We start from the raw sequence: 22493 nt of genomic DNA on the forward strand, positions 1-22493 counted from the left end.
GCACGTCCGCGTTCCCGGCCGCCAGCCACTCATTGGCGCGCCGGGCCTCGGTGAGCTGACGGCACTGCTCGGCAAACCCCGGCGCGGACCCGCGGCCCGGCTTCCAGTGCGCGTGCTGCTCGACGGCAAGGTTCCAGACGTACCTCGCGTGCGCGCAGTGCAGCAGCATCTGCCGCACCTGCCCGCCCGTCGGGTACAACCGAAACCGCGCCATGCCGCGAACGTAGGCCACACATTCCCCGACCGCGCACAACATCGATCACCATCACCCGTGCGAGTGACCACCCCGCCCACCACCCACCACCGGCCACCGGCCACCGGCCACCGGCCACCGGCCACCGGATCCTCGCATCCCCGTCACCACCACCTGTCCGTGGCCACCCTCGGCATCCCGGACGACGACGCCGGATCGCCCTGGCGGCGATCCGGCTGTCCCTGCCCCGCTCCGCGGGAGCGGGCATTCACCCCGGCCCTGAAGGACCGGGCACCCTGCCCGAAAGTCAGGTGGAAAGGGATGATCGGCATGGCCCACGAACGACGTCTGGCCGAGATCTTCGTGGAGGTCGCGGACTCCCTCGTCGAGGACTTCGACGTCATCGACCTGCTGCACCGGCTGTCCGCGCGCTGCGTCGAGCTGCTCGACGTGTCGGCTGCCGGGATCCTGCTCGCCGACGCGCACGGCGAACTGCAGATCATCGCCGCCTCGGACGAGCACACCCGTCTGCTGGAGCTGTTCGCGCTCCAGCACGACCAGGGCCCGTGCGTGGAGTGCTACCGCACCGGCGCCGCCCGGACCAACATCGACCTGGCGCGGGCGGAGGCGACCACGGACTGGCCGCGCTTCACGGCACGGGCCCGCGAGACGGGATACGTGACCACCCACGCCATCCCGCTGCGTCTGCGCAGCCGGGTCGTCGGCGCGCTCAACCTCTTCCAGACCACCCCGCAGCGCCTCGGCGACGACGACATCGCGCTCGCCCAGGCACTCGCCGACGTGGCCACGATCGCGATCCTGCAGCAGCGCACACTGGAGCAGTCGCACGTCGAGAACAGCCAGTTGGAGACCGCGCTGACCAGCCGCATCCTGATCGAGCAGGTCAAGGGCGTCCTCGCAGAGCGCTGGGACACCTCCGTCGACCACGCCTTCGAGGCGTTCCGGAGCTACGCCCGCGCCCGTCACCTGCGCCTGACGCACCTCGCGACGCGGATCATCTCGGGCGACTTCGACACCGCAGCCATCCCGGCTCCGCCCCCGGAGGGGCCCGACGGCCACGCCGGCTGACCGCTGTTCACGTCTCCGGCGCCGCCGCCCGGCCGACGCCGGTATCGGTGCCGGTGTCGATGAGGATCTGTTCGGCCTGCGTCACGTTGTCGGCGCGGACGGCCTCGGCCATCGCGGCGCGTGCCGCGTCGGGCGTCGCGTGCGGCGGGACCACCAGGAGCGAGAAGTGGTCCTGTTCGCCCCGGGTGATGAGGACGGTGTCGTCGCCGACCGGGAAGGAGTCGATGTGGACGACGCGGTCGGCGACGACCAGTCGGGTCGGCAGTTCGTCCCAGGCGCCCGCGTCCAGGCCGACGCGCGTGACCGGCCCGAGGAACTCGGTCAGGGCGGCGACCAGGACGGGAAGCTCGGCGGCGATGTCACGGGACCGCGGCCACCACGCCCCGTCGAGCACTCCCCGCCGGTCGTGTGTCGTCTCCAGCCGTACGACGGCCGTCCCGGGCTTCACGGCCTGGTGGACGGCGTCCGGCAGGAGCCTGGTCACACGCGGGGCGTCGGAGTCGGACATCGCTCTCGCCTGCCTGCCGGGAGGGAGGGAGGAAACCGAGCGGCTTCCCCTTCTCACGGTACGCACCGTGGACACCACCCGCGCGGGGAGTAGCGTGAACTCATCGGGAGTACTTCGTGCACCGGCCTCGATGCCGGTGTCGTTCCCGGTGAGCGACAACACCGGGCGGCTGTGCTCACGCGCGGCTCCGGAGACGGGTTTGCGCGATGTCCGCGACCACCTCCTCTCATCTCCCGCTGCGGACGGTTCCCTTCAGGGCCCCGGCCGCGCGCCTCGCGCTGAGGTCCGAGAGTCCTTCCGCAGGACCCGCCGAGCTGAACGGCGCCTGGTGGCCACGTTCACGTGATCTGGCGAGCGAACTCGCCGACCTGGCGGACGTGCTGGACCCGCTGGGGGGACGGATCACCCGAATCGCCGTCAACCCCCGTCACTGGCCGATCCTCCCGCCCAAGGTCTACGTCAACGGCCATGTGGTGAAGGTCGGTTGGTTCACCTCGGAGCTGGACCCGCACAAGATCCTGGTGCTGTCCGCCACCGCGGGCCGCTGGGACCTCCTGGTGATTCCGCCGGAGACCAGTGCCCCGTCGGCCGCCTGGCTGATGGCCGCCGCGAGCGCGAGCACCGGCCGGCAGTCGACCGCGACCACGCTCATGACGGCGGAACGGGCCCGCCACGGAAGCCCGGAGGCCGAGCGCGGGGACGGGAGCGGGAGCGGGAGCGGGGAGGACGAGAACGGCGGTGCCTTCTCGGCACCCGGTTACGGCTGGAGCCGGCAGAGCGCTGTGGGGATGTGACCGCCGTGATCACATCCCTGGCCGTCAGCGCCCTGCTGATCCTGGCCGTCGCCGCGACCCGCCTGGCTCGCCGGTTCGCGGCACCTACCCGGCGCGGCGGGCGAGCGGTACATGGCGGGTCGCGTCACGCGTGACCGTCGGCCGCCGCCGCCATGAGGGCTTCCGCCGCATTCTCGGTCGTATCCGGTGCGGATGCCGCGCGGGTCCTGCGCAGTCGTACGACCTGGTTGAAGACGAGAATCCGGCCGCGCAACCGGCCCCGCACATGCGTGCCGTAGCGGTACGGGGAGTGCGGGTCGCCGGGCCGTCCGGGGGGAAAGGGGACGTCCTGTCGTAGCCGAATCGTGGAGAGCATGAGCGGCTTCTCGGCCTGCCTGCGGATGGCGCGGCCGGGGTCACGGGCTGCCCCTGTGAGGACGGTGACGTACGAAAGGTCCTGGTTCTCTCCACCGTACTCCCGCCTGTGTAACAACCGGCTCCGCCCGGAAGGGCGTCGCGTTGACACGGGCCGACGGCGGAAGTTGACTGGCGACACGGCTCAGAGCCATGCCGCTCCGGAAATCCGGCACAACCCCACAGGAAAGCGGCACCCGATGATGTACGACCAGACACGCGCCCAAATGCCCTCGGACCAGCCCCGCGGGACCGCGGCACACCGCGCCCCGGGCCCGGAACCCCTGGTCCCGTCGGACGAGCGGGACAAGATCGTCAAGCGCCTCGGACACGCCCTCAACACGTTCCCCGACACCCCGCGCGAGTCGCTGGAGGAAGCCGAGGGCGCCTTCGACGAGGCCATCGACCAGCTCATGGCCGCCCTCGCCGAACGACGGCGTACCCTCCGCGCGGGCTGGGAGGCCCAGGACCCCGAGTCGCAGTCCGCCGAACCGCACCTCGCGCTGAGGCAGTACCGGGAGATCACCCAACGCCTGCTGCGCCTCTAGCGACTTCGCCCATGACACGGGCCCGGGTCGGAAGCCCCGGGCCCTTGTGCTGCCGTCCTTCGCGGGCAGCGACGGGCGGGCGGCGACGCTCGCAGGTCCTCGAAGACGTTCCCGAGGTCGCGCAGGACTCCCCGGCGGAGGCTCCCGTGGCGCGGCGCCCGCGTATCGACGACGACCGGAGCGGGCGGCAGTCCTTGACATCCTCCCCCTCTTCATTGCCGTCCGCGTTGTCCGTGTCCTTGCCGCTGTCCACGTTGCCTTCCTCACCGACGCCGGCACCGGACGTGGCGCTCGCTCCGGTGCCGGCGGCGAGCGTACGGGAGCGGGAGCGGCTGAGTGACATGTCGAGGTGCCCTTTCGGCGTTGGTGCGTCCTTGAACCCAACCTGCCAAATTTCGTACCCGGCAAGGCGGTTCGTCGGCCCTCTGCCCTGTTGCACAGTCAGGATGATCCGCCGATACCTTTGCGGACCACGCCGCAGCGGCCGAGCCACCCGCAGAGTCGTCCACCCGCTGCCAGACTGGGTCGGGAACGAGGAGAGACCCATGGGACGCGTACCGGAGGACTTCGCGGTCGTCGTCGACGCCGGTGGGACGATCGCGGTGTGGAGTGCCGGGGCCGAGCGGCTGCTCGGATACGGACCCGCCGAGGTCGTGGGCCGGCCGGCCGGCGATCTGCTCGCCGCCGGCCTGCCCGAGTCCGCGCGGCGGCATGTGGCCGTCGGCCACCGGGTGGCCACGGAGGTGGCGCTGCGGCACCGGGACGGCGACCGTCTCGTGGTGCGGCTGCAGGGAACGCCGCTGTCGGACGCGGGCCCCGGCCGGCTGTGGCTCGTGACCGGAGCCGCGCCGGCGAGCGCGGCGGGGCGGCCCGAGCCGGGGTCGGAGGCCCTGTGGGATCTCACGCTCGCGCAGCTCCCCGTGCCGGTGGCGGTCTACGACCGCGAGGCCCGGCTGGTGGCCGCCAACGAGGTGATGGCCCAGGTGATGGGCATGACCGTGGCCGAGATGCGGGGCCGGACCCTGGCGGAGATCGAGCCCAGTCCGCCGTTCGACGAGTACGACCGCCTCCAGCGGCAGGTCCTGCGCACCGGCGAGACGGTGTTCCACGAGAACCACGGCAAGGCCCCCGGTGAGACGCGGGAGCACGCCTGGTCGATGTTCATGTCCCCGTTGAAGGACGAGACCGGCACCGTCCAGGGGGTGTCCGCGGCCGTCTTCGACACCACGGAGCAGTACTGGGCCCGGCAGCGCCTGGCGGTCCTCAACGACGCCGGCCTGCGCATCGGCAGCACCCTGGACGTGTCCCGGACGGCCGAGGAACTGGCCGACGTGGCCGTGACCGGGTTCGCGGACTTCGTCACGGTGGACCTGCTGGAGTCCGTCGCGATGGGCGACGAGCCGGGGCCGGTGCCGCCGGACCAACCCGTCACCGTGCTCCGTACGGCACAGCGGTCGGTCCTCGACGGCTGCCCGGAGTCGGTGGTCGCCGCGGGCGGCACGATCCGCTACCCGGTGGGGACACCGCCGATGCGGTCGCTGACCGGCGGCCGGGGCACCCGGCACACGGCGGGCGAGCCGGGGATGCAGCAGTGGATCAGGGCCTCGCAGGCCCGCGCCGAGTCCGTGACCAAGTACATGATCCACTCGGTGATGCTGGTGCCGCTGCGCGCCCGGGGGGTGACCCTGGGCCTGGTGCACTTCCTGCGGCACCGGACGGCGGAGTCCTTCAGCGAGGACGATCTGCTGCTCGCGGAGGAGATCGTCGCCAGGGCGGCGGTGAGTGTGGACAACGCGCGCCGTTACACCCGTGAACGCCGCACGGCGCTGGCGCTCCAGCGCAGCCTCCTGCCCGACCGGCCGCGGGACATGGCGGCGATGGAGGTGGCCTACCGCTATCTGCCGGCCGGTTCCGGCGCGGACGTGGGCGGGGACTGGTTCGACGTCATCCCGCTGTCCGGCGCGCGGGTCGCGCTGGTCGTGGGCGACGTGGTGGGCCACGGCATCCACGCGTCGGCCACGATGGGCCGGCTGCGGACCGCCGTACGCACCCTCGCGGACGTCGATCTCGCCCCGGACGAGCTGCTCACCCAGCTGGACGATCTCGTCATCCGGCTCGACCGGGAGGAGGGTCCCGAGGCGCGCGGACGGGCGCAGGACGCGTCGGGGGAGGTCGGGGCGACCTGCGTGTACGCGGTGTACGACCCGGTGTCCCGGCGCTGCGCCATGGCCCGCGCGGGACATCCGCCGCCCGCCCTGGTGACCCCCGACGGCAGCGTACGGTTCCTCGATCTGCCGGCCGGGCCGCCGCTCGGCCTGGGCGGACTGCCGTTCGAGTCCGTCGAGGTGGAGCTGGCGGAGGGCAGTCTGCTCGCGCTCTACACGGACGGCCTGGTCGAGGCGGCCGACCGGGACATCGACGTCGGTCTGACACTGCTGCGCGATGCGCTCGGCGGTCCGGCCGCGCCGCTGGAGGAGACCTGCGACCAGGTGCTGCGTACCGTGCTGAGCGACCGTCCCGGCGACGACATCGTGCTGATGCTGGCCCGCACGGCCGCGCTCGACTCCGGGAAGGTGCGCACCTGGCGGCTGCCGCGGGATCCGGCGGCCGTGGCCGGGGCCCGCAAGCTGGCGGGCGAGCAGCTGGCCGCGTGGGGGCTGGCGGAGGCGGAGTTCGCCACCGAACTGATCGTCAGCGAGCTGGTCACGAACGCCGTCCGCTACGGCGCCGACCCCATCGTGCTGCGGCTCATCCGCGATACGACGCTGATCTGCGAGGTCTCCGACGGCAGCGGCACCGCGCCGCATCTGCGGCGGGCCCGGGTCTTCGACGAGGGCGGGCGCGGGCTGATGCTCGTCGCCCAGATCGCCGAGCGCTGGGGCACCCGGCAGACGCCCACCGGCAAAACCATCTGGGCGGAACAGTCACTGCCCACCGGAGCACACCGGGCCTGAAGCCCAGTCCTGGTTACCCTTGGCACCAGACGACCATTACGGGATAAAATCGGGCAAAATTTCTAAGGACCGAAACATGGGTCTCGGTGTCAGCGGTGTCAGCCTTCCGGCTCTGCGGGGTGGGGCGCTCGGCCGCGCGTCCGTGGCACTCTCGGCCGCCGCCGCTCTGACGCTCGTCGGCGCCTGCGGCGGGGGCGGGAGCGGCGACGACGACGGCAATCCCACCGTCGGGGTACTGCTCCCGGGCGGCGGAGCCTCCCGCTTCGGACAGTTCGACGGGCCCCTGATCGAGAAGAAGCTGAAGGAGCTCTGCCCGGACTGCCCGGCCACCTTCGACGCCACCTCCGACCCGGCGGTCCAGCGGCAGCAGCTCGAATCCATGATCACCAGAGGGGTGGACGTCCTGATCATCGCCGCCGTCGACCCCCAGCTGCTGCGCCCCGCGGTCGAGGACGCGCACCGGGCCGGCATCCCGGTCGTCGCCTACGACCGGCTCGCGCAGGGCCCGATCTCCGGTTACGTCACCTTCGACGGCGCGAAGGTCGGCAAGCTCCAGGCAGAGGCTCTCCTCCAGGCCATGGGCGCGAAGGCCCGGGGCGGCCAGATCGTCATGATGAACGGCGCCACGCCCGACCCCAACGCCGGCTGGTTCAAGCGGGGAGCGCTCTCCGTGCTCAAGGGCAAGGTGAAGATCGGCAAGTCGTACGACACCGTCGGCTGGCGGCCGGAGAACGCCTTCGTCAACATGCGGGGCGCCATCGCCGCCCTGGGCGCGGGCAACATCGACGGCGTGCTGGCCGCCAACGACAGCCTCGCCGGTGCCGTGGTCTCCGCCCTCAACGCCACCGAGGTCCGGCCGCTGCCCCCGATCACCGGCCAGGACGCCGACCTCGCGGCCGTACAGCGGATCGTCAGGGGGGACCAGTACATGACCGTCTACAAGCCCTTCAAGCCCGCGACCGACGCCGCCGTCGAGATGGCCGTCGCCCTGGGGCGCGGCAATTCGGTGGCGTCCATCGCCACCGGGACCGTCGACAACGCCTCCACCAAGGACATCCCGGCCGTACTGCTCCCGTCGGTCTCGGTGACGGTCGGCAACATCAAGGACACCGTGGTCAAGGACGGTATGTACACCGTCGACCAGATCTGCACCCCGCAGCTGCGGTCCGCCTGCGCCAAGGCGGGGCTCACCTGACCCGCCCGAACCACCCGGCTCGTCCGGATGAGTTCCAGATGAGTTCCTGACGAGCACCCCGGCGATCTTTCCCCGAAGGTGGAGTGGACGGAGAAGGAGGTGGGGCCGTGCCGGTTCAGCCCCTGCTGGCGTTGCGCGGCGTCTGCAAGCGATTCGCCGCCGTCCAGGCGCTGGTGGACGTCGAGCTGGAGATCAGGGCCGGCGAGGTGGTCGCCCTGGTGGGTGACAACGCGGCCGGCAAGTCCACCCTGGTCAAGGTGATCTCGGGGGTGGGTCCCGCCGACAGGGGCGTCATCGAGTGGCAGGGCGGCGCCGTCCAGATCAAGCGTCCCCAGGACGCCCAGGTCCTGGGCATCGCGACCGTCTACCAGGACCTCGCGATGTGCGACAACCTCGACGTCGTCGGCAATCTCTTCCTCGGCCGGGAGATCCACCGGCTCGGCGTCCTCGACGAGGTGGAGATGGAGCGCCGCACCCGCGAGCTGCTGCACACCCTGTCCATCCGCATCCCCGACGTACGGGTGCCGCTCGCCACCCTGTCCGGCGGCCAGCGGCAGGTCGTCGCGATCACCCGCTCGATCCTCGGCACCCCCAGGCTGCTCCTGCTCGACGAACCCACCGCCTCCCTGGGCGTCGAGCAGACCGGTCAGCTCCTCGACCTCATCGAGGAACTGCGCGACCAGGGCCTCGGCGTGCTCCTCATCAGCCACAACATGGGGGACATCAAGGCCGTCGCCGACCGGGTCGCCGTCCTGCGCCTCGGCCGCAACAACGGTGTCTTCGACGTGAACACCACCTCCCAGGAGCAGATCATCGCCTCCGTCACCGGAGCGGCGGACAACTCCGCGTCCCATCGCCCGACCCGCCCGGAGGAGGCATGGCCGTGAGGGGGCGGAGACGCCAGTGGAACACGGGGCGTCTCAAGCCGTACGCGGGACGGGTCGGGGCGTACGCCGGAGCGCTTCGCCGGAGACTTCCCGCGGGTGAGCTCGGTCCCGTCCCGGCCCTGCTCGGTCTCGCGGTGACCTGGATCGTGTTCCAGGCGCTCAACGACAACTTCCTCTCGCCGCGCAACCTGTCCGTCCTCAGCGTGGACATCGTCGGGACCGGCATGATCGCCGTCGGCATCGTCTTCGTACTGCTGATCGGCGAGATCGACCTCTCGGTGGGCTCGCTCGCCGGCCTGGCGGGCGCGGTGTTCGCGGCGCTGAACGTGAACCTCGGCATGCCGGAATGGCTCGCCGTGATCATCGCGGTGGTCTGCGGTGCCGCCGCCGGGGCCGTCCACGGGTACTCCTTCGCCAAGATCGGCGTACCCGCGTTCGTCGTCACCCTCGCGGGTCTGCTGGCCTGGAACGGTCTGATGCTCTACCTGCTGGGCCCCGAGACCTCCATCAACTTCAGCGAGGACGGGCTGGTCGCCGAGCTGACCAGCCGCTACTTCAGCGCCGTCGCCGTCACCTACGGCCTGGCGGTGCTCGGCACGGCCGCCTATCTCCTGGTCTCCCTCCACGACCGCGGACGCCGCAGCGCCGCCGGGATGCCGTGCCGGCCGGTGCGCGAGATCTGGGCGCGCACGGCCCTCCTGGCGGTGGTCGCGTTCGTCTCCGTCTACGTACTGGGCCGGTTCGAGGGGCTGCCGCTGGCGCTCCTGATCTTCCTCGCCGTCATCGTCGCCTCGGACCTCTTTCTGCGCCGCACGCCCTACGGCCGGCAGATCCTCGCGCTGGGCGGCGGTGTGGAGGCGGCCCGGCGGTCCGGCGTCGACGTGACGCGCGTACGGATCTCGGTGTTCATGGTGTCGGGGACGCTGGCGGCGGTCGGCGGCCTGTTCGTCGCGTCACGGCTCACCTCGGCGAGCCAGGTCCCGGGCTCCGGCATGCTGCTGATCAACGCCATCGCCGCCGCCATCATCGGCGGCACCAGCCTGTTCGGCGGACGCGGCTCGACCTGGTCCGCGCTGCTGGGGGTGCTCATCATCCAGTCGATCGCCTCGGGGATGGCCCTGCTGGGAGTCGAGCCCCCGGTCCAGTTCATGATCACCGGCGGGGTGCTGTACACGGCGGTGGTCTTCGACTCGCTGGCCCGCCGCGCCGCGGACTCGCGCGGGCGGGGCTGAGCGGAGTCAGGCGCCGAGTGCCGTGCGCAGGGTGGACGCCATCAGCTCGATGGCCTCCTTTCCGGACGGTACCGGGCCGGTGTGGGTGAAGTAGTGGTCGACGCCCTCGAAGACACGGTGGGTGACCGGGACACCGGCGGCGTCCAGGGCCTTGGCGTAGGCGTCGCCCTCGTCGCGCAGACGGTCGTGTTCCGCGGTGATGACCAGGGCGGGCGGCAGACCGGCGAGGTCGTCGACCAGGCCGGGCGAGGCGAGGGGATCGGCCCGGTCGGCCGGGTCGGGGACGTAGGCGGCCGTGAAGACCCGCATGAGGTGAGGGCTGAGCAGCGGCTTGGCTATGGGGGACTGCTTGGCGGCCGGGTCGGCGACCTGGTCGAGCAGTGCGGAGTCGATGATCTGGAGCCGGGGCGAGAAGGCGCCGCGGTCCCGGGCCGTGAGGCAGACCGCGGCGGTGAGGTTGGCCCCGGCACTGTGCCCGCCCACGGCGAGCCGCGAGCCGTCCCAGTCGTTCGCGGGGCCGTTCGCGGCGACCCACGCGGTGACGTCGTAGGCCTGGGTGACGGCGGCGGGGAACGGCCGCTGCGGGGCGACGGCGTAGTCCACGTTGATCACGACGCAGCCCGCCGTGGCGGCGATGTAGCGGCAGATGTGGTCGTCCTGCTCGGGGCGGCCGACGACGAAGCCGCCGCCGTGGAAGTTGACGTACACAGGCGCGGGGGTGCCGGGGGTGTCGCCCTGTGGGCGGTAGACGGTGCAGGTCACCGGTCCGGCGCCGGTCTCCACCCGGAGGGTTTCGGTCCGCTTCGGGATGTCGGTGAAGCGCAGATCCTCGTGGACGCGGCTCATCATGCCGCTGAGCAGCAGCTGTATGCCCCTCGCCTGGATTCCGGAACTGAACGACATGGTTCGACCCGCCCGTCACTGTAACTTTCCATTATCAGGATTCCTGATAATGGACGCTCGACTGACGGAACGCAACGGTCGGGTTCTCAGGGGTGCTCGAAGAGCTGGAGGAGGCCGCCGAGCGAGAAGCACAGGGCGCCGGCGAGGGTGCCCCAGTTGGCGAGGTCGGCGTTGACCAGGCTGCCGGTGGCGGGGCGGGTGAAGGCGGCGAGCGCGGAGAGCATGAACAGGACGGAGCCGAGCTGGTTCACGGCGACGATCCACCAGCCGAGGTCACGCGGCCGGACGCGCGGCCGGCCGTGGCAGACCTCGGCGAGGGCCAGCTGCCCTGAGACCAGGAACAGGACGCAGCCGACCACGTCGGGCGCCCAGATCAGCCGGTTGACCCGCTGGACGCTCAGGCCCTGCAGGAAGGAGTCCAGCAGGGCGACGGCGAAGACGAGGGTGCCCGCGAAGAGGACGAACACGCCCAGCCAGTCCACCCGCATCGGCTCGTAGCTCCACCAGCGCCAGGGAAGGGTGACCAGCCGGCCTTCGCCGCCGACGCCGACGGCGTGACGGGGTGCGTTGATCACCTGGAGCAGTGAGACATAGCCACCGGTGTTGAAGAACAGACCGCCCGCGAAGTAGATCGACGCGCACTCCGTGGCGTCGCCGGAGCCGAACTGGGCGACGGCCGCGCCGGCCGCGAAGAGGGCCCCGCCGATGACGAAGGCGACCGCCGCGATGACGTTCAGCCTGGCCAGCCGGGTGACGGCGACGGCATCCGCACGGCTGTGCCCACCGGCCGCCGCACCGGGCGGACGGACCGCGAGCACACCACGCCGCCGCGCGAGCCGGGACTCCCACACCGCGCTGCCGCCGCCGGAAAGGTCCCAGGTGAGCCTGGTGGTGAACGGTCCTACGCCACCCTCGGCGCGCTGCTCGGGCTGTCCCACGGCGCCGACCCTAGTGCGCGGACGGAACCCGGAAGGCACGCGAAACGCCCTCTCGCGGACGCCGGGCGCGATGATGGCCGTATGCGTATCCGCATCGACGCCGTCGACCTGCCCGGCCGTACCCGCGCGGCCACCGCCGCCTCCGACTCCTACGACAACGTGCACGTCGCCGTGCAGCGCCGGGACCGCCCGGCCGAACTCCTCGAACCGCAGCCCGGCGACGCCCCGTCCGCGACCTGGACCCTGGAGTGCACCACGAGCGCCTCGGCGGCCGGCGTCGACGTCAAGGGCCCCTACGTGCAGGACCGTCTGGGCCGGCGGTTCGTCTACCTCTCGTGGGGCACGGTCGACGAGTCGGGCCTCTTCACGATGTTCCGCCGCGCCAAACTGATGCTCGACGCCGTCCCCGCCGACGTACTGGCCGCCGCCGCACGCGACGGCCTGCTGGTCGGCCGCCTCGGTCTGACCGACGCGCAGGGCGGTCCCCTGTGCGCACGCGTCGAGCCCCCGCACATCACCTGGACCGCGGAACGCGCCGACCGGAACCCGTCCGACTGACCGATGGACCGGGTGCCGAAGGCCCGCGAAGAGCACGACGCGGCAAAAAACCGTGCGTGACGGTGTCCTGCGTCGAAGGTCCGGCGAGTGCCGAAGCGCAGGTCAGCCGCGTATTTGCCAGGTTTCCCCGCCGGAAACGGAGCGCGCCGTCCAGGTCCCGTGACCAACTAGGAATACTTACGGCCGCAGCGAACGGATACCCGCGCACGCATACTGGAGGCAATGACCAAGCCAGCTGCACCGAAGCGCCATTTGCCCACCAGTCCCTTCAAGGCCCCGGTCGCACCACCGCCCAAGCACTTCGCCGTGGGTGACCAGGTCACCCACGACATGTACGGTCTCGGCCGGGTGATCGGCATCGAGGACGGAATCGCGGTACTCGTGGATTTCGGCTCGACGCAAGAGCGGATCTTGAGCCCGTACGCCAAGATGAGCAAGCTGTAGGACCGCTGTGCCCGGTCACGGCACTCCAGGTCCTTTCCTGGCCCTGTACCGAATGGGAGACCTCTCATCGACCTGACCTCGCTGTTCTCCGCTCCGGAAGGAGCGCCCCGCAGTGCCTCCGCGGCATCGCCGCCTCCGACGACGAACCCCTTCCAGGCCCCGGACTTCGGGGAGGACGAGAACTTCCTGTTCATGGAGGGGCCGGCATCCGTCTCAGGGACGGGTGCGGCTCCAGGCATGAACGGCTAGCAGCTCCGGCCAGTGACCGTGGCACGAGCCCCTTCACCGCCGTACAGCCGCAGCACGACCCGCACCCGCCGGGCAGGCCCGCACGCGGGTGAAGGACCGTGCGTTTCACGCGGCGTACGGCGGTGATCGACGCCAGGCCCGGTTCGGTCCCGGTCCGGTGGAAGACCTACGGGATCAAGGGCCGACGACCAGTGCCCGGCACCGCGCCGTCGGGGGTGTGTCCCTGGGGGCGGCCGTGACGGAGCGCCAGCCCCATGAGCGCAACGCGCCGAGGGTCGCCGTGTCGCCGCGGTCCACCAGCGTGACGCCGAGCACGGCGGGGTGGTCGGCGAGTCCGGTGGTGTGGTCGGCGAGCAGCCGCCGCTGGAGACGCCGGGCGAGGTTCCAGTCGCGGCCCTGGTTCTCGTTGCGTACCCAGGAGTGGACCAGCAGCCCGGAGATCGCGAAGAGCCTCCCGGACGCGGCGAGCGGGAGCAGTTCCCGCGGGAGATACCCGTCCAGGCCCTGCCATGGGGGTCCGTCCGCACGCAACGGGAAACCGTAGGCGCAACCCGTCAGCTCGACGGCTTCCGTCCCGCGTCCGGTGATGTCCCGGGCCCTGCTCTCCAGCACCCTGCTCTCCGGACCCCGGCTCTCCGGACCCCGGCTCACGAGCGTCCCGTTCTCCGAGGGCCTGCTCTCCGAGGCCCTGGCCGCCTCGCCCCGGGCGCCCCCCATGCCCCGGGTCCTGGCCGCCTCGTCCCTGGCCGCCCGGGAGCTGCCCTCCTCGGCCCTGGCCACCCGCGCCCACGCCTCCTCGGCCCGGCCCTCCCGGGGCCACGTCTCCTCCGCCTTGCCCGCCCGGGCCCAGGTCGCCGCGGCCCTGGGGGTCTCCTCCACCCCGCCCGGCCCCCGCAGCACGCTCCGCTCCGCGACCAGCAGGGCGAAACCCGGTCGCGGTACGTCGAGGGCGAGCCGGCGCAGGAACAGCGCACGGTCGCGGTCGCACAGCCGCGGGTCCCCTCCGGAGGTCTCCGCGTACAGGTCGCCGATCTCCTCCCACCGGTCCTGGAGCTGCCACCGGGACAACCGGCGGATGTGCTCCCCCTCCAGGGGCGACGACCCCTGCCGGCCCCTCCGATCGGGCACGTTCACGGTCATGAGGCGAGTCCCGCCCCGGGTCCGGACGGGACCGGCCCGGCGTCGTCGTTCGCCGAGAACGGCCCCGCGTGGAAGCGGGCGCGCGAAGAACCCTCGGCTCCTTCACCGTACTCCCGGCCTCCTCCGGCCCGGCCCGGCCGGGAGTACGGTGAAGGTATCGGGGGGCCGGTGGCAGAGGAGAACGCAGTGACGTCCACGCACGCGACGAGGCCCGGCCGCCCGGACCACCCGGACCCCGTCGACCGCGGTCCCGGCGCCCCGGAGATCCCACCGGAGGGCGAGGGGCTCGCCGAAGTACGCATCATCGCGGCCGACCCCGACGTCGCCCGGCGCGTCGCCCTCGTCCTGCGCCAGGTGTTCCCCACCGACGAACCGCGCAGCTATCCCACCGGCCCGGACGGCCACGGCACCCTGCTCCACCTGACGGTCGACACCGGCGGCGCCACCGACATCCCGTCCGGGCCCTCCCGCTGGCTGGACAGCAGCAGCTCCCACGCCCGGCGCGCGCACACCGACGAGCCCGGCTGACACTGTGGCCTTCGTCGCAGCAACGGTGTCCCGGCCTGTTCGCCGGGGTCCGGGCCGTACTCCGTTGACCAGGGTTTCGGCGGTGACGCTGCCGTCCGGGCGGAGCAATATCTGTGCCGGCGGGATGAGAAATCTCGACCGCGCGGACGGAATATTCCCGAGGCCCAGGACCTGCGGAGATTATCCAGCGCACATGGACGATCGCCCCATGCTACTGTCGATACCAGTTGCAGTTGTGGTTCCCAGTGGATTTTTCCGACGGGTGATCATCACGGCGACCGGGGTCCGCACAAGGCCGACTCCGAACCGTTCCCCTGAAGGAGAAACAATATGACCACCGGAACCGTGAAGTGGTTCAACGCCGAAAAGGGCTTCGGCTTCATCGCGCAGGACGGCGGCGGCCCCGACGTCTTCGCGCACTACTCCAACATCGCCACCCAGGGCTTCCGCGAGCTGCAGGAAGGCCAGAAGGTGTCGTTCGACATCGCGCAGGGCCAGAAGGGCCCGACGGCGGAGAACATCGTCCCCGCCTGATCATCGGCGCTGACGCATAACTTCGCAGCTGGGGCCCGCACCTTGGGGTGCGGGCCCCAGCTCGCTGTGTTTCCCGGCACCTCGACAGACATCTCTTCAAGACTCTTCAGACTCTTCAAGAGATATCTCCGCAAGAGGATCGCCTCGAGGGCTACTCCCCTCAACTTCTCCGGCTCGTTCTCGCGATTCTCTGCGCCGTTCATTCTGCTGCGGGAATTCCTTGATACGTGCCCGAATCAAGGAAGGTTCCGCATGAACTACGCGCGAAAGACCCGCTCCCCGCGCTCCCAAGAACGTTTCGGCACCCGTCGCCGACCGGTCGCGCCGCAGGGCGAGTTCGCGCCGCCGAAGACGGTGACGCCCGCGTTGCCGGCCGTCGAGTCGTTCGCCGACCTCGACCTGCCCGAGGCGATGCTGGCCGCACTCGGCCACGAGGGCGTGACCGTGCCGTTCCCCATCCAGGGGGCGACCCTGCCGAACTCGCTCGCCGGACGTGACGTCCTCGGCCGTGGCCGCACCGGATCGGGCAAGACCCTCGCCTTCGGCCTCGCGCTCCTGGCCCGTACGGCCGCCGCAGGCCGCCGCGCCGAGCCGCGACGGCCGCTGGCCCTCGTCCTCGTCCCCACCCGGGAGCTCGCCCAGCAGGTCACCGACGCGCTCACCCCCTACGCCCGCGCCGTAAGGCTGCGCCTGGCGACCGTGGTCGGCGGGATGTCGATCGGCCGGCAGGCCAGCGCCCTGCGCGGCGGTGCCGAGGTCGTCGTCGCCACCCCGGGGCGCCTCAAGGACCTCATCGACCGGCGTGACTGCATGCTGGACGACGTGACGATCACCGTCCTCGACGAGGCCGACCAGATGGCCGACATGGGCTTCATGCCCCAGGTCACCGCCCTGCTCGACCAGGTGCGCGCCGGCGGACAGCGGATGCTCTTCTCCGCCACCCTGGACCGCAACGTCGACCTGCTGGTCCGCCGCTACCTCACCGACCCGGTGGTCCACTCCGTGGACCCGTCGTCGGCCGCGGTCACCACGATGGAGCACCACCTCCTGCACGTGCACGACGCGGACAAGCTGCGCACCACCACCGAGATCGCGGCCCGCGACGGCCGCGTGATCATGTTCCTGGACACCAAGCACGCGGTGGACCGGCTGACCAAGCACCTGCTCGGCAACGGCGTCCGCGCCGCCGCCCTGCACGGCGGCCGGTCCCAGCCGCAGCGCACCCGGACCCTCGCCCAGTTCAAGGACGGCCAGGTGACGGTCCTGGTCGCGACGAACGTCGCGGCGCGCGGAATCCACGTCGACAGCCTCGACCTGGTCGTCAACGTCGATCCGCCGGCCGACCACAAGGACTACCTGCACCGCGGCGGCCGTACCGCCCGGGCCGGCGCGTCCGGCAGCGTGGTCACCCTGGTCACCCCCGACCAGCGCCGTTCCATGAGCCGGCTGATGACCTCCGCCGGTATCACCCCGGAGATCACCGTGGTCCGTTCGGGTGAGGCGGCGCTGAGCCGTATCACCGGCGCCCGGACCCCTTCCGGTGTCCCCGTCGTCATCGCCGCACCGGCCGTGGAACGCCCCCGCCGCGCCGGTTCCACCGGTTCCGCCGGTGGGTCGCTCTCCTCCCGGGGCCGTCGCGGACGGGGCGGCCGAGGCCGCTCCACCGGCGAGGCACAGGGCCGGTCGACCGGCGAGGGCCGGGGCCGCTCCACCGGCGAGGCGGCGGCCCGCAGGCCGCGACGGCAGCCCGCCTCCGGCGCGGCCGCCTGATCCCATGACGACCGCGACAGGGCCACTGGTCTGCGACGACACCCGCGATGACGCCACAGGGCCGCGGGTGAGCGACGACATGACCGTCGAGGTGGCCCTGTCCGTCATGGCCGACGCCCGAGTCGAGGTTCTGTATCTGTGCGACGCGGACCACCGGCGCACGGGATCGGTCACCCGGCCGAAGCCCGTCGCCGTCCGCGCCGTCCCCGCGTACCCGGACCGCATCCGGCTGCGCGACGTCAGCCCGATCCCGCTCCCCCTGTGAGACATCCATGCGCTGTGTCATCGCCCGCTACCCGTTCGACCTGACCAAGGACGGGGTGCTGGACGCCATGAAAGGCATCACCCCCGAGCCCGTCACGGGTGAGTCCGTGACCATCGGCCGCCGCCGCTACCCCGTCAAACAGGTGGGCGAGGTCATCACCCGGCAGGACCGCCGCGACTTCACCGGCGGCGAGGTCACCCGGGCCATGACCCGGCTCGGCTTCACCTGCCACGCCCAGCCCGAGCCGGAACCGGCGCCCCAGTTCTCCCCCTCCGAGTACTGGCCCGCCCCGGAACCGCTGCGCGACGCCACCTCCCCGATCGTGTGAGGCGGCACGCCGGGTAGTGTTGAATCGGGGCTCGGGGGTGCCGTAGGGCGCGCCGGGGCCCCGAGACGCGTTTGCACTACGAGGTGACATGACAGCAGGCACTCCGCTCAACGGTCGGCTGGACGACGACGACTACCCCGCCTACACGATGGGCCGGGCTGCCGAGATGCTCGGCACCACCCCCGGATTCCTCCGGGCCGTGGGGGAGGCCCGGCTGATCACTCCGCTCCGCTCGGAGGGCGGGCACCGCCGGTACTCGCGCTACCAGCTGCGGATCGCCGCGAGAGCCCGCGAACTCGTCGACCAGGGCACTCCGGTCGAGGCAGCCTGCCGCATCGTCATCCTCGAGGATCAGCTGGAGGAAGCCCAGCGCATCAACGACGAGTACCGCCGCGCGGCGAACGGCCAGAGCACCGGGCGGGGCGCGGTCGACACCGCCTGAGCACGGGTTCAGAGGGTGCGGCAGTACAGGGCGTCCGGGGTGCGTGCGGAGCCGGCGCGGGCGGTGTAGGCGATGCCCGCCGCGTATTCGCCGTCCGCGCACTGTCCCTTGTAGTGGCCGGTGGCGAAGTCGCCGCCCCTGGGTGCCGTACCCCTGTTGTCGCCGCGGTCGAACCAGAGTGTGCGGCCGGTCGTGCCGGTGAGGGAGCCGGGCGGGGCGGCCCTGCACAGCGCGGCGGAGACGGCGGCGCCGCGGACGCTGTAGCCGGTGAGGAAGTGGCCGGTGGGGCACTGGAGTTTGGTGTAGCCGGAGGCCCAGTCGCCGCCCGCCGGCACATACCGCTCGTCCACGACCGCCACCTGTCCGCCGGCCGGGTCCCCCAACGGGCCGGCCGTCACGTCGGAGCACAGGCCGCGGTTGCCCGTGTGGCTGAGGCCGAGGAGGCGCTGTCCGTCGGGGCAGACGGCCTTGCGGGCGCCGGAGTCCCAGTCGGGCAGGGCCCTCGTCCGCCGGGACGCGACGAAGTCGCCGTGGTCGGGACTGAGCATCGACCACTCGGGCACGGAGGCGACCGGTCCGGTGCGGCCGGCGGCCTGGACGAGCCGGGACCAGGCCGCCGCCCGCCAGTCGTCGCCGTCGTACACGCCCATACGGTGGCCCGCGGCGTCCCAGTGCAGCAGCGCCCAGCCGTTGCCGCGGCGGTTCTCGTGCCATCCGACGAGCGGCCAGAAGGCGAAGTCGGCGTCGGCGCGGATGAGCTGGTCGACGAAGTTCTCGAACCAGGCGCGTTGCGCGGCACCCGTCTCCTCCCGGCCGCCGACGCCGAACTCGCTGATCCACAGGGGCGCGGTGAAGTGCTGGTCGGGTTCCGAAGTGACGTAGAAGGCCTGGCGGTTGAGGACGGCGACGAGTTCGGCGGGGGTGAGGTCGCGGTAGCGCGGGTCGCTCGTCTCGCCGACTCCGGTGGCACCGCTGTGGTTCGGTCCGGTGTAGTCGTAGAAGTGGGCGGAGTACACGAGCTTGCCGGAGTCGACGAGCGTGTGCGAGAGACGGCGTACGGGTTCCAGGGTGGGGCGCCCGTGGGCGAGGCCGTCGACGGGGATGCCGGTCCAGTTGATGCCCTCGACGATGATGAGCAGGTCGGGGTTGGCCTCCAACAGGAGCCGGTCGCCGAGGTGTTGGGAGGCGGCGAACCAGTCGTGGTCGTCGCCGAGGCCCCAGTTGGGGTCGTCCCAGATGTCGCGGCGGACCTCGTTGTAGAGGTCGGCGCCGACGACCCGCTTGTTGTCCTTGTAACGGCGGGCCATGAACAGCCAGTCGTTCTCCCAGGCCGCGGTGGCCTGGCTCGCGTTCCAGCGTTCGTTGCCGTCGACTCCGCAGCACCAACGGGTGGTGTTGGTGTGGTTGTTGAGGATCACCGCGAGGCCGGCGGCGGTGAGTTCGCGGACCACGACGTCGTAGACCTGGAGCGGGGTCATGCCGCGCAGGGACGGGTTCGCGGCGACGGCGTCGTCCGTGACGGGCACCCCGTCGTGGATCATCTCGTTGGAGAAGGGCAGTCGGACGCTGTTGATCCCGATCTCCCGGAAGCCGGCGATGATCTCGGCCATCGGGGCGCGGTCCAGACCGAGCGGGATCCGGCCCGAGTTCTCCCCGGCGTGGTGGTCGGCGTCGTCGGCCGTGCTGCCGGAGCCGTTCCAGGTGCCGCTGGCTCCGTGCCAGTTGCCGGAGCGCAGCTTGAAGCGGTTGCCGTCGGCGTCGACGATCCAGCGGCCCCGGGTGCTGAGCGGCGCGGTCCAGCCGGGCGCCGCCGGGGCCGTGCTCGCCGGGGCCGCGCTCGCGGGGGTGGGGGTCGCGGGCGTGAGCAGGAGCAGGAGTACGGCGGTCAGGGCCGCCCGTACCAGCCGTACCAGCCGTACCGTCGTCATGGCGTTATTGTCATGCATACATCATGAAGATGACAGGTCCGCGTCGAGACTCTGCTCCGCCCAGATCGTCTTGCCCGTGGAGGTGGGGCGGGTTCCCCACCGCCGGGTCAGCTGGGCGACCAGGAGCAGCCCCCGGCCCCCCTCGTCGTAGGTGCGGGCGCGCCGCATGTGGGGTGCCGTGTTGCCGCCGTCCGAGACCTCGCAGATCAGGCCCCGGTCATGGATGAGACGCAGCTGGATGGGCGGCTCGGCGTGCCGGATGGCGTTGGTGACGAGCTCGCTGACCACCAGTTCCGTGACGAAGGCCACCTCGTCCAGGCCCCACTCCTCCAGCCGGCGGAGGGCGTTCTTGCGGGCATCGGCCACGGCGGCCGGGTCCGGGGCGATGTCCCAGGTGGCGACCCGGTCGGCGTCGAGCGCCCGGGTGCGGGCGACGAGCAGCGCCACGTCGTCGGCGGGCCGCCCGGGGAGCAGGGCGGCCAGCACCGAGTCGCACAGCAGCTCCAGGGAGTCCGCGGGACCGGCGAGCGCCCGGCGCAGCCGCGCGATGCCCTCGTCGAGGTCGCTGTCGCGGGACTCGATCAGACCGTCGGTGTAGAGCGCGAGCAGGCTGCCCTCCGGCAGCTCGGTCTCGAACGACTCGAAGGGCAGTCCGCCCAGGCCCAGCGGAGGCCCCGCCGGAAGGTCGAGCAGTTCCACGGTGCCGTCCGGGCTCACCACGGCCGGCAGCGGATGGCCGGCCCGGGCGAGCGTGCAGCGGCGCGACACGGGGTCGTAGACGGCGTACAGGCAGGTCGCCCCGACGTCTCCCGCGCTCTCCCCCGGGACGCCCCCCGCGCCTCCGGCTCTTCCCGGGGCGGGCGCCGTGTCGGTGGCCAGCCGGGCCACCATGTCGTCGAGGTGGGTGAGCAGCTCGTCGGGCGGCAGATCGATGTCGGCGAGGGTGCGTACGGCGGTCCGCAGCCGGCCCATGGTCGCGGAGGCGTGGATGCCGTGCCCCACGACGTCGCCCACGACCAGCGCCACCCTGGCCCCGGACAGCGGGATCACGTCGAACCAGTCCCCGCCCACCCCGGCCCGGGCACCGGCCGGAAGGTAGCGGGAGGCGACCTCCAGTGCGGTCTGCTCGGGCAGCTTCTGCGGCAGCAGACTGCGCTGCAGGGTGACGGCCGTGCGCCGCTCGCGGGTGTAGCGCAGGGCGTTGTCGATGCAGACCGCCGCCCGGGCCGCCAGCTCCTCGGCCAGGACGAGGTCGTCCTGCTGGAACGGGCCGGGGTGCCGGTGCCGGGCGAGAAGGACGACGCCCAGGGTCGTACCGCGGGCCAGCAGGGGCACGGTCATCGCCGAATGGAAGCCGAAGTCGCGGACCCGGGCCCGCCGCACCGGGTCCTCGGCGACCCAGTCGGAGATCGCCTGCTCGGTGATCTGGTACAGCACGGGCCGGCCCGACCGCAGACTCTCCGCCGGCGGGGAGCCCGCCGGGTACACGTCCACCGCGCCCAGGGCCACGGCGGCGTCGGGGACGCCCGGAAGCACGGACTGGTGGGCGATGCGCCGCAGCGCGAGGGAGGTGCCGCCGGGCCGCGGCGGTCGCGCGATCGGCTCGGGCATGTCGTCGAGGCCGGACAGCCGGTCCACGCCGTCGAGGTCGGCGAGGAGGTCCACGCTGAGGAAGTCGGCGAGTTCCGGAACCGCCACGTCGGCCAGTTCCTGCGCCGTCCGGGCCACGTCCAGCGTGCTGCCGATCCGGGTACTGGCCTCCGCGATCAGCTGGAGGCGCTTGCGGGCCCAGTAGTGGTCCGTCATGTCGTGCCCGGTGGTGGCCACGCCCAGGACCCGGCCGTCCGGGTCGCTCAGCCGGTAGACATGGACCGACCAGGCGTGTTCCCGGTTCTCGCCGTGGGCGCGGGCATGGTTCTCCAGGTACTGCGTCTCGCCGGTCTCCATGGCCCGCACCATCGCCCGCTCCATCTCCTCGGCCAGGGGCTGGTCCAGTACGTCCGTCGGCCGCAGCCCGAGCAGGTCGTCCTCGCTCAGGCCCAGGGCCTCCTGCCCTGAGCGGGTGGACCGGCGAAAGCGCAGGTCCGTGTCGTACACCGAGGTCGAGCAGGAGGGGGAGGCGAGGAAACCGCGCGTGATCAGCGCGTCGTCGTCGGGGGTGGGCCGGGCGCCGGTCACGGCGGAGACGAGGAGCCAGTCGGGGGTCCCTTCGTCCGGGGGCCTGTCCAGTCCTCTGTGGTGCGCCAGGACCTTGGCCTCCACGCGGTGGCCGTCGCGGTGGCGGAGCACGAGCGTGCCGTGCCACCTCGGGAGGGACGAGAGGGGCGGGTGTTCCGTGGGGTCCTCCGCGAGCAGCTCGGCCACCGGGTGGCCCACGATCTCCGCGGACGAGTAACCGAGCAGTTGTTCGGAGCCGGCGTTCCACCCGGTCACGACGCCGTGTTCGTCGACGGTGACGCGGGCGGTGAGCGCCTCACCCACGACGTCCTCCATGACCGCTCATCTCACTCTCGTCCGGCACCCTCTTGTATTGCCCCGTTTCTTCACGTTTCACCTTATTTTGTGGGCGGTACTTGAGCACCGGCACGACTCCGGGTGTCCAGCACGGCATGTGGGCGGCGGCACGCACTCGTTTTGCACAACGGGTTCCTACGCTTCCGTCGCACCGCCGTC

General features: G+C 71.9%; 23 protein-coding genes. 15 read left to right on the plus strand and 8 right to left on the minus strand.

What is annotated here, in order from left to right; all coding sequences use genetic code 11:
- Nucleotides 1-214 (minus strand): helix-turn-helix domain-containing protein (locus tag ACFPIH_RS46600; RefSeq protein WP_385878928.1); only part of this gene is annotated, 214 nt, incomplete at its 3' end.
- A 300-nt stretch (nt 215-514) separates the two neighbouring features.
- Here ACFPIH_RS46600 and ACFPIH_RS46605 point away from each other — a divergent pair.
- Nucleotides 515-1282, plus strand: coding sequence for a GAF domain-containing protein (locus ACFPIH_RS46605; protein WP_381177084.1), 768 nt, complete (start codon nt 515-517; stop codon nt 1280-1282).
- Nucleotides 1283-1289: 7 nt separating this feature from the next.
- On the opposite strand, the gene ACFPIH_RS46610 is transcribed toward ACFPIH_RS46605, so the two are convergent.
- Nucleotides 1290-1790 carry a DUF5994 family protein gene (locus ACFPIH_RS46610; protein ID WP_381177087.1) on the minus strand — a complete coding sequence of 167 codons (501 nt, stop codon included), beginning with the start codon at nt 1788-1790 and terminating at the stop codon, nt 1290-1292.
- A 206-nt stretch (nt 1791-1996) separates the two neighbouring features.
- Here ACFPIH_RS46610 and ACFPIH_RS46615 point away from each other — a divergent pair, with 206 nt between their 5' ends.
- Complete coding sequence (locus ACFPIH_RS46615) at nt 1997-2584, plus strand: DUF5994 family protein (protein ID WP_381177091.1); 588 nt, start codon at nt 1997-1999, stop codon at nt 2582-2584.
- A 124-nt stretch (nt 2585-2708) separates the two neighbouring features.
- Here the strand turns inward: ACFPIH_RS46615 and ACFPIH_RS46620 are convergent, their stop codons facing one another.
- Nucleotides 2709-2939 carry a hypothetical protein gene (locus tag ACFPIH_RS46620; RefSeq protein ID WP_381177093.1) on the minus strand — a complete coding sequence of 77 codons (231 nt, stop codon included), beginning with the start codon at nt 2937-2939 and terminating at the stop codon, nt 2709-2711.
- Nucleotides 2940-3177: 238 nt separating this feature from the next.
- On the opposite strand from ACFPIH_RS46620, the gene ACFPIH_RS46625 reads away from it, so the two are divergent.
- The 5 genes from ACFPIH_RS46625 (at nt 3178) to ACFPIH_RS46645 (ending at nt 9793) form a co-directional block, all read left to right on the plus strand.
- Nucleotides 3178-3525: a hypothetical protein gene (locus tag ACFPIH_RS46625; protein WP_381177096.1), complete on the plus strand. Its 348-nt coding sequence runs from the start codon at nt 3178-3180 to the stop codon at nt 3523-3525.
- A gap of 545 nt (nt 3526-4070) precedes the next feature.
- Nucleotides 4071-6479: a SpoIIE family protein phosphatase gene (locus ACFPIH_RS46630; RefSeq protein WP_381177099.1), complete on the plus strand. Its 2409-nt coding sequence runs from the start codon at nt 4071-4073 to the stop codon at nt 6477-6479.
- Nucleotides 6480-6555: 76 nt separating this feature from the next.
- Nucleotides 6556-7674: a sugar ABC transporter substrate-binding protein gene (locus tag ACFPIH_RS46635; protein WP_381177102.1), complete on the plus strand. Its 1119-nt coding sequence runs from the start codon at nt 6556-6558 to the stop codon at nt 7672-7674.
- A gap of 107 nt (nt 7675-7781) precedes the next feature.
- Entirely contained in the window at nt 7782-8561 is a 780-nt protein-coding gene (locus ACFPIH_RS46640; protein ID WP_381177105.1) for an ATP-binding cassette domain-containing protein, read from the plus strand.
- Nucleotides 8552-9793: a sugar ABC transporter permease gene (locus ACFPIH_RS46645; protein ID WP_381177108.1), complete on the plus strand. Its 1242-nt coding sequence runs from the start codon at nt 8552-8554 to the stop codon at nt 9791-9793. The genes ACFPIH_RS46640 and ACFPIH_RS46645 overlap by 10 nt, the downstream gene beginning before the upstream one ends.
- A 6-nt stretch (nt 9794-9799) precedes the next feature.
- On the opposite strand, the gene ACFPIH_RS46650 is transcribed toward ACFPIH_RS46645, so the two are convergent.
- The gene (locus ACFPIH_RS46650) at nt 9800-10696 is read right to left on the minus strand and encodes an alpha/beta hydrolase (protein ID WP_381177111.1); all 897 of its coding nucleotides are present in this window, start codon (nt 10694-10696) and stop codon (nt 9800-9802) included.
- Nucleotides 10697-10782: 86 nt separating this feature from the next.
- Complete coding sequence (locus tag ACFPIH_RS46655; RefSeq protein WP_381177114.1) at nt 10783-11634, minus strand: hypothetical protein; 852 nt, start codon at nt 11632-11634, stop codon at nt 10783-10785.
- Between the two features lie 81 nt (nt 11635-11715).
- On the opposite strand from ACFPIH_RS46655, the gene ACFPIH_RS46660 reads away from it, so the two are divergent.
- Together ACFPIH_RS46660 and ACFPIH_RS46665 are read left to right on the plus strand one after the other, a co-directional pair.
- Nucleotides 11716-12192 (plus strand): DUF5990 family protein, encoded by a 477-nt coding sequence (locus ACFPIH_RS46660; protein ID WP_381177117.1) that lies wholly within the window; start codon nt 11716-11718, stop codon nt 12190-12192.
- A 222-nt stretch (nt 12193-12414) separates the two neighbouring features.
- Nucleotides 12415-12636, plus strand: coding sequence for a hypothetical protein (locus tag ACFPIH_RS46665; RefSeq protein WP_381177120.1), 222 nt, complete (start codon nt 12415-12417; stop codon nt 12634-12636).
- A 423-nt stretch (nt 12637-13059) separates the two neighbouring features.
- On the opposite strand, the gene ACFPIH_RS46670 is transcribed toward ACFPIH_RS46665, so the two are convergent.
- Nucleotides 13060-14025 carry a hypothetical protein gene (locus ACFPIH_RS46670; protein ID WP_381177122.1) on the minus strand — a complete coding sequence of 322 codons (966 nt, stop codon included), beginning with the start codon at nt 14023-14025 and terminating at the stop codon, nt 13060-13062.
- A 186-nt stretch (nt 14026-14211) separates the two neighbouring features.
- On the opposite strand from ACFPIH_RS46670, the gene ACFPIH_RS46675 reads away from it, so the two are divergent.
- The 6 genes from ACFPIH_RS46675 (at nt 14212) to ACFPIH_RS46700 (ending at nt 17892) form a co-directional block, all read left to right on the plus strand.
- Entirely contained in the window at nt 14212-14553 is a 342-nt protein-coding gene (locus ACFPIH_RS46675; RefSeq protein ID WP_381177125.1) for a hypothetical protein, read from the plus strand.
- A gap of 330 nt (nt 14554-14883) precedes the next feature.
- Nucleotides 14884-15087: a cold-shock protein gene (locus ACFPIH_RS46680; RefSeq protein ID WP_381177127.1), complete on the plus strand. Its 204-nt coding sequence runs from the start codon at nt 14884-14886 to the stop codon at nt 15085-15087.
- A gap of 252 nt (nt 15088-15339) precedes the next feature.
- Nucleotides 15340-16857, plus strand: coding sequence for a DEAD/DEAH box helicase (locus tag ACFPIH_RS46685; protein WP_381177130.1), 1518 nt, complete (start codon nt 15340-15342; stop codon nt 16855-16857).
- Nucleotides 16858-16861: 4 nt separating this feature from the next.
- The gene (locus ACFPIH_RS46690) at nt 16862-17122 is read left to right on the plus strand and encodes a CBS domain-containing protein (RefSeq protein ID WP_381177133.1); all 261 of its coding nucleotides are present in this window, start codon (nt 16862-16864) and stop codon (nt 17120-17122) included.
- Between the two features lie 7 nt (nt 17123-17129).
- Entirely contained in the window at nt 17130-17450 is a 321-nt protein-coding gene (locus ACFPIH_RS46695; protein WP_381177136.1) for an SCO5918 family protein, read from the plus strand.
- An 88-nt stretch (nt 17451-17538) separates the two neighbouring features.
- Nucleotides 17539-17892, plus strand: a complete 354-nt coding sequence (locus tag ACFPIH_RS46700; protein ID WP_381177139.1) for a MerR family transcriptional regulator — start codon at nt 17539-17541, stop codon at nt 17890-17892.
- Between the two features lie 8 nt (nt 17893-17900).
- On the opposite strand, the gene ACFPIH_RS46705 is transcribed toward ACFPIH_RS46700, so the two are convergent.
- Together ACFPIH_RS46705 and ACFPIH_RS46710 are read right to left on the minus strand one after the other, a co-directional pair.
- Nucleotides 17901-19820 (minus strand): glycoside hydrolase family 5 protein, encoded by a 1920-nt coding sequence (locus ACFPIH_RS46705; protein WP_381177142.1) that lies wholly within the window; start codon nt 19818-19820, stop codon nt 17901-17903.
- Between the two features lie 21 nt (nt 19821-19841).
- Nucleotides 19842-22313 (minus strand): SpoIIE family protein phosphatase, encoded by a 2472-nt coding sequence (locus tag ACFPIH_RS46710; RefSeq protein ID WP_381177146.1) that lies wholly within the window; start codon nt 22311-22313, stop codon nt 19842-19844.
- Between the last annotated feature and the right edge of the window lie 180 nt (nt 22314-22493).

The sequence above is a fragment of the Streptomyces vulcanius genome (genome assembly GCF_042653945.1).
Classification (GTDB): Bacteria; Actinomycetota; Actinomycetes; order Streptomycetales; family Streptomycetaceae; genus Streptomyces; species Streptomyces mangrovi.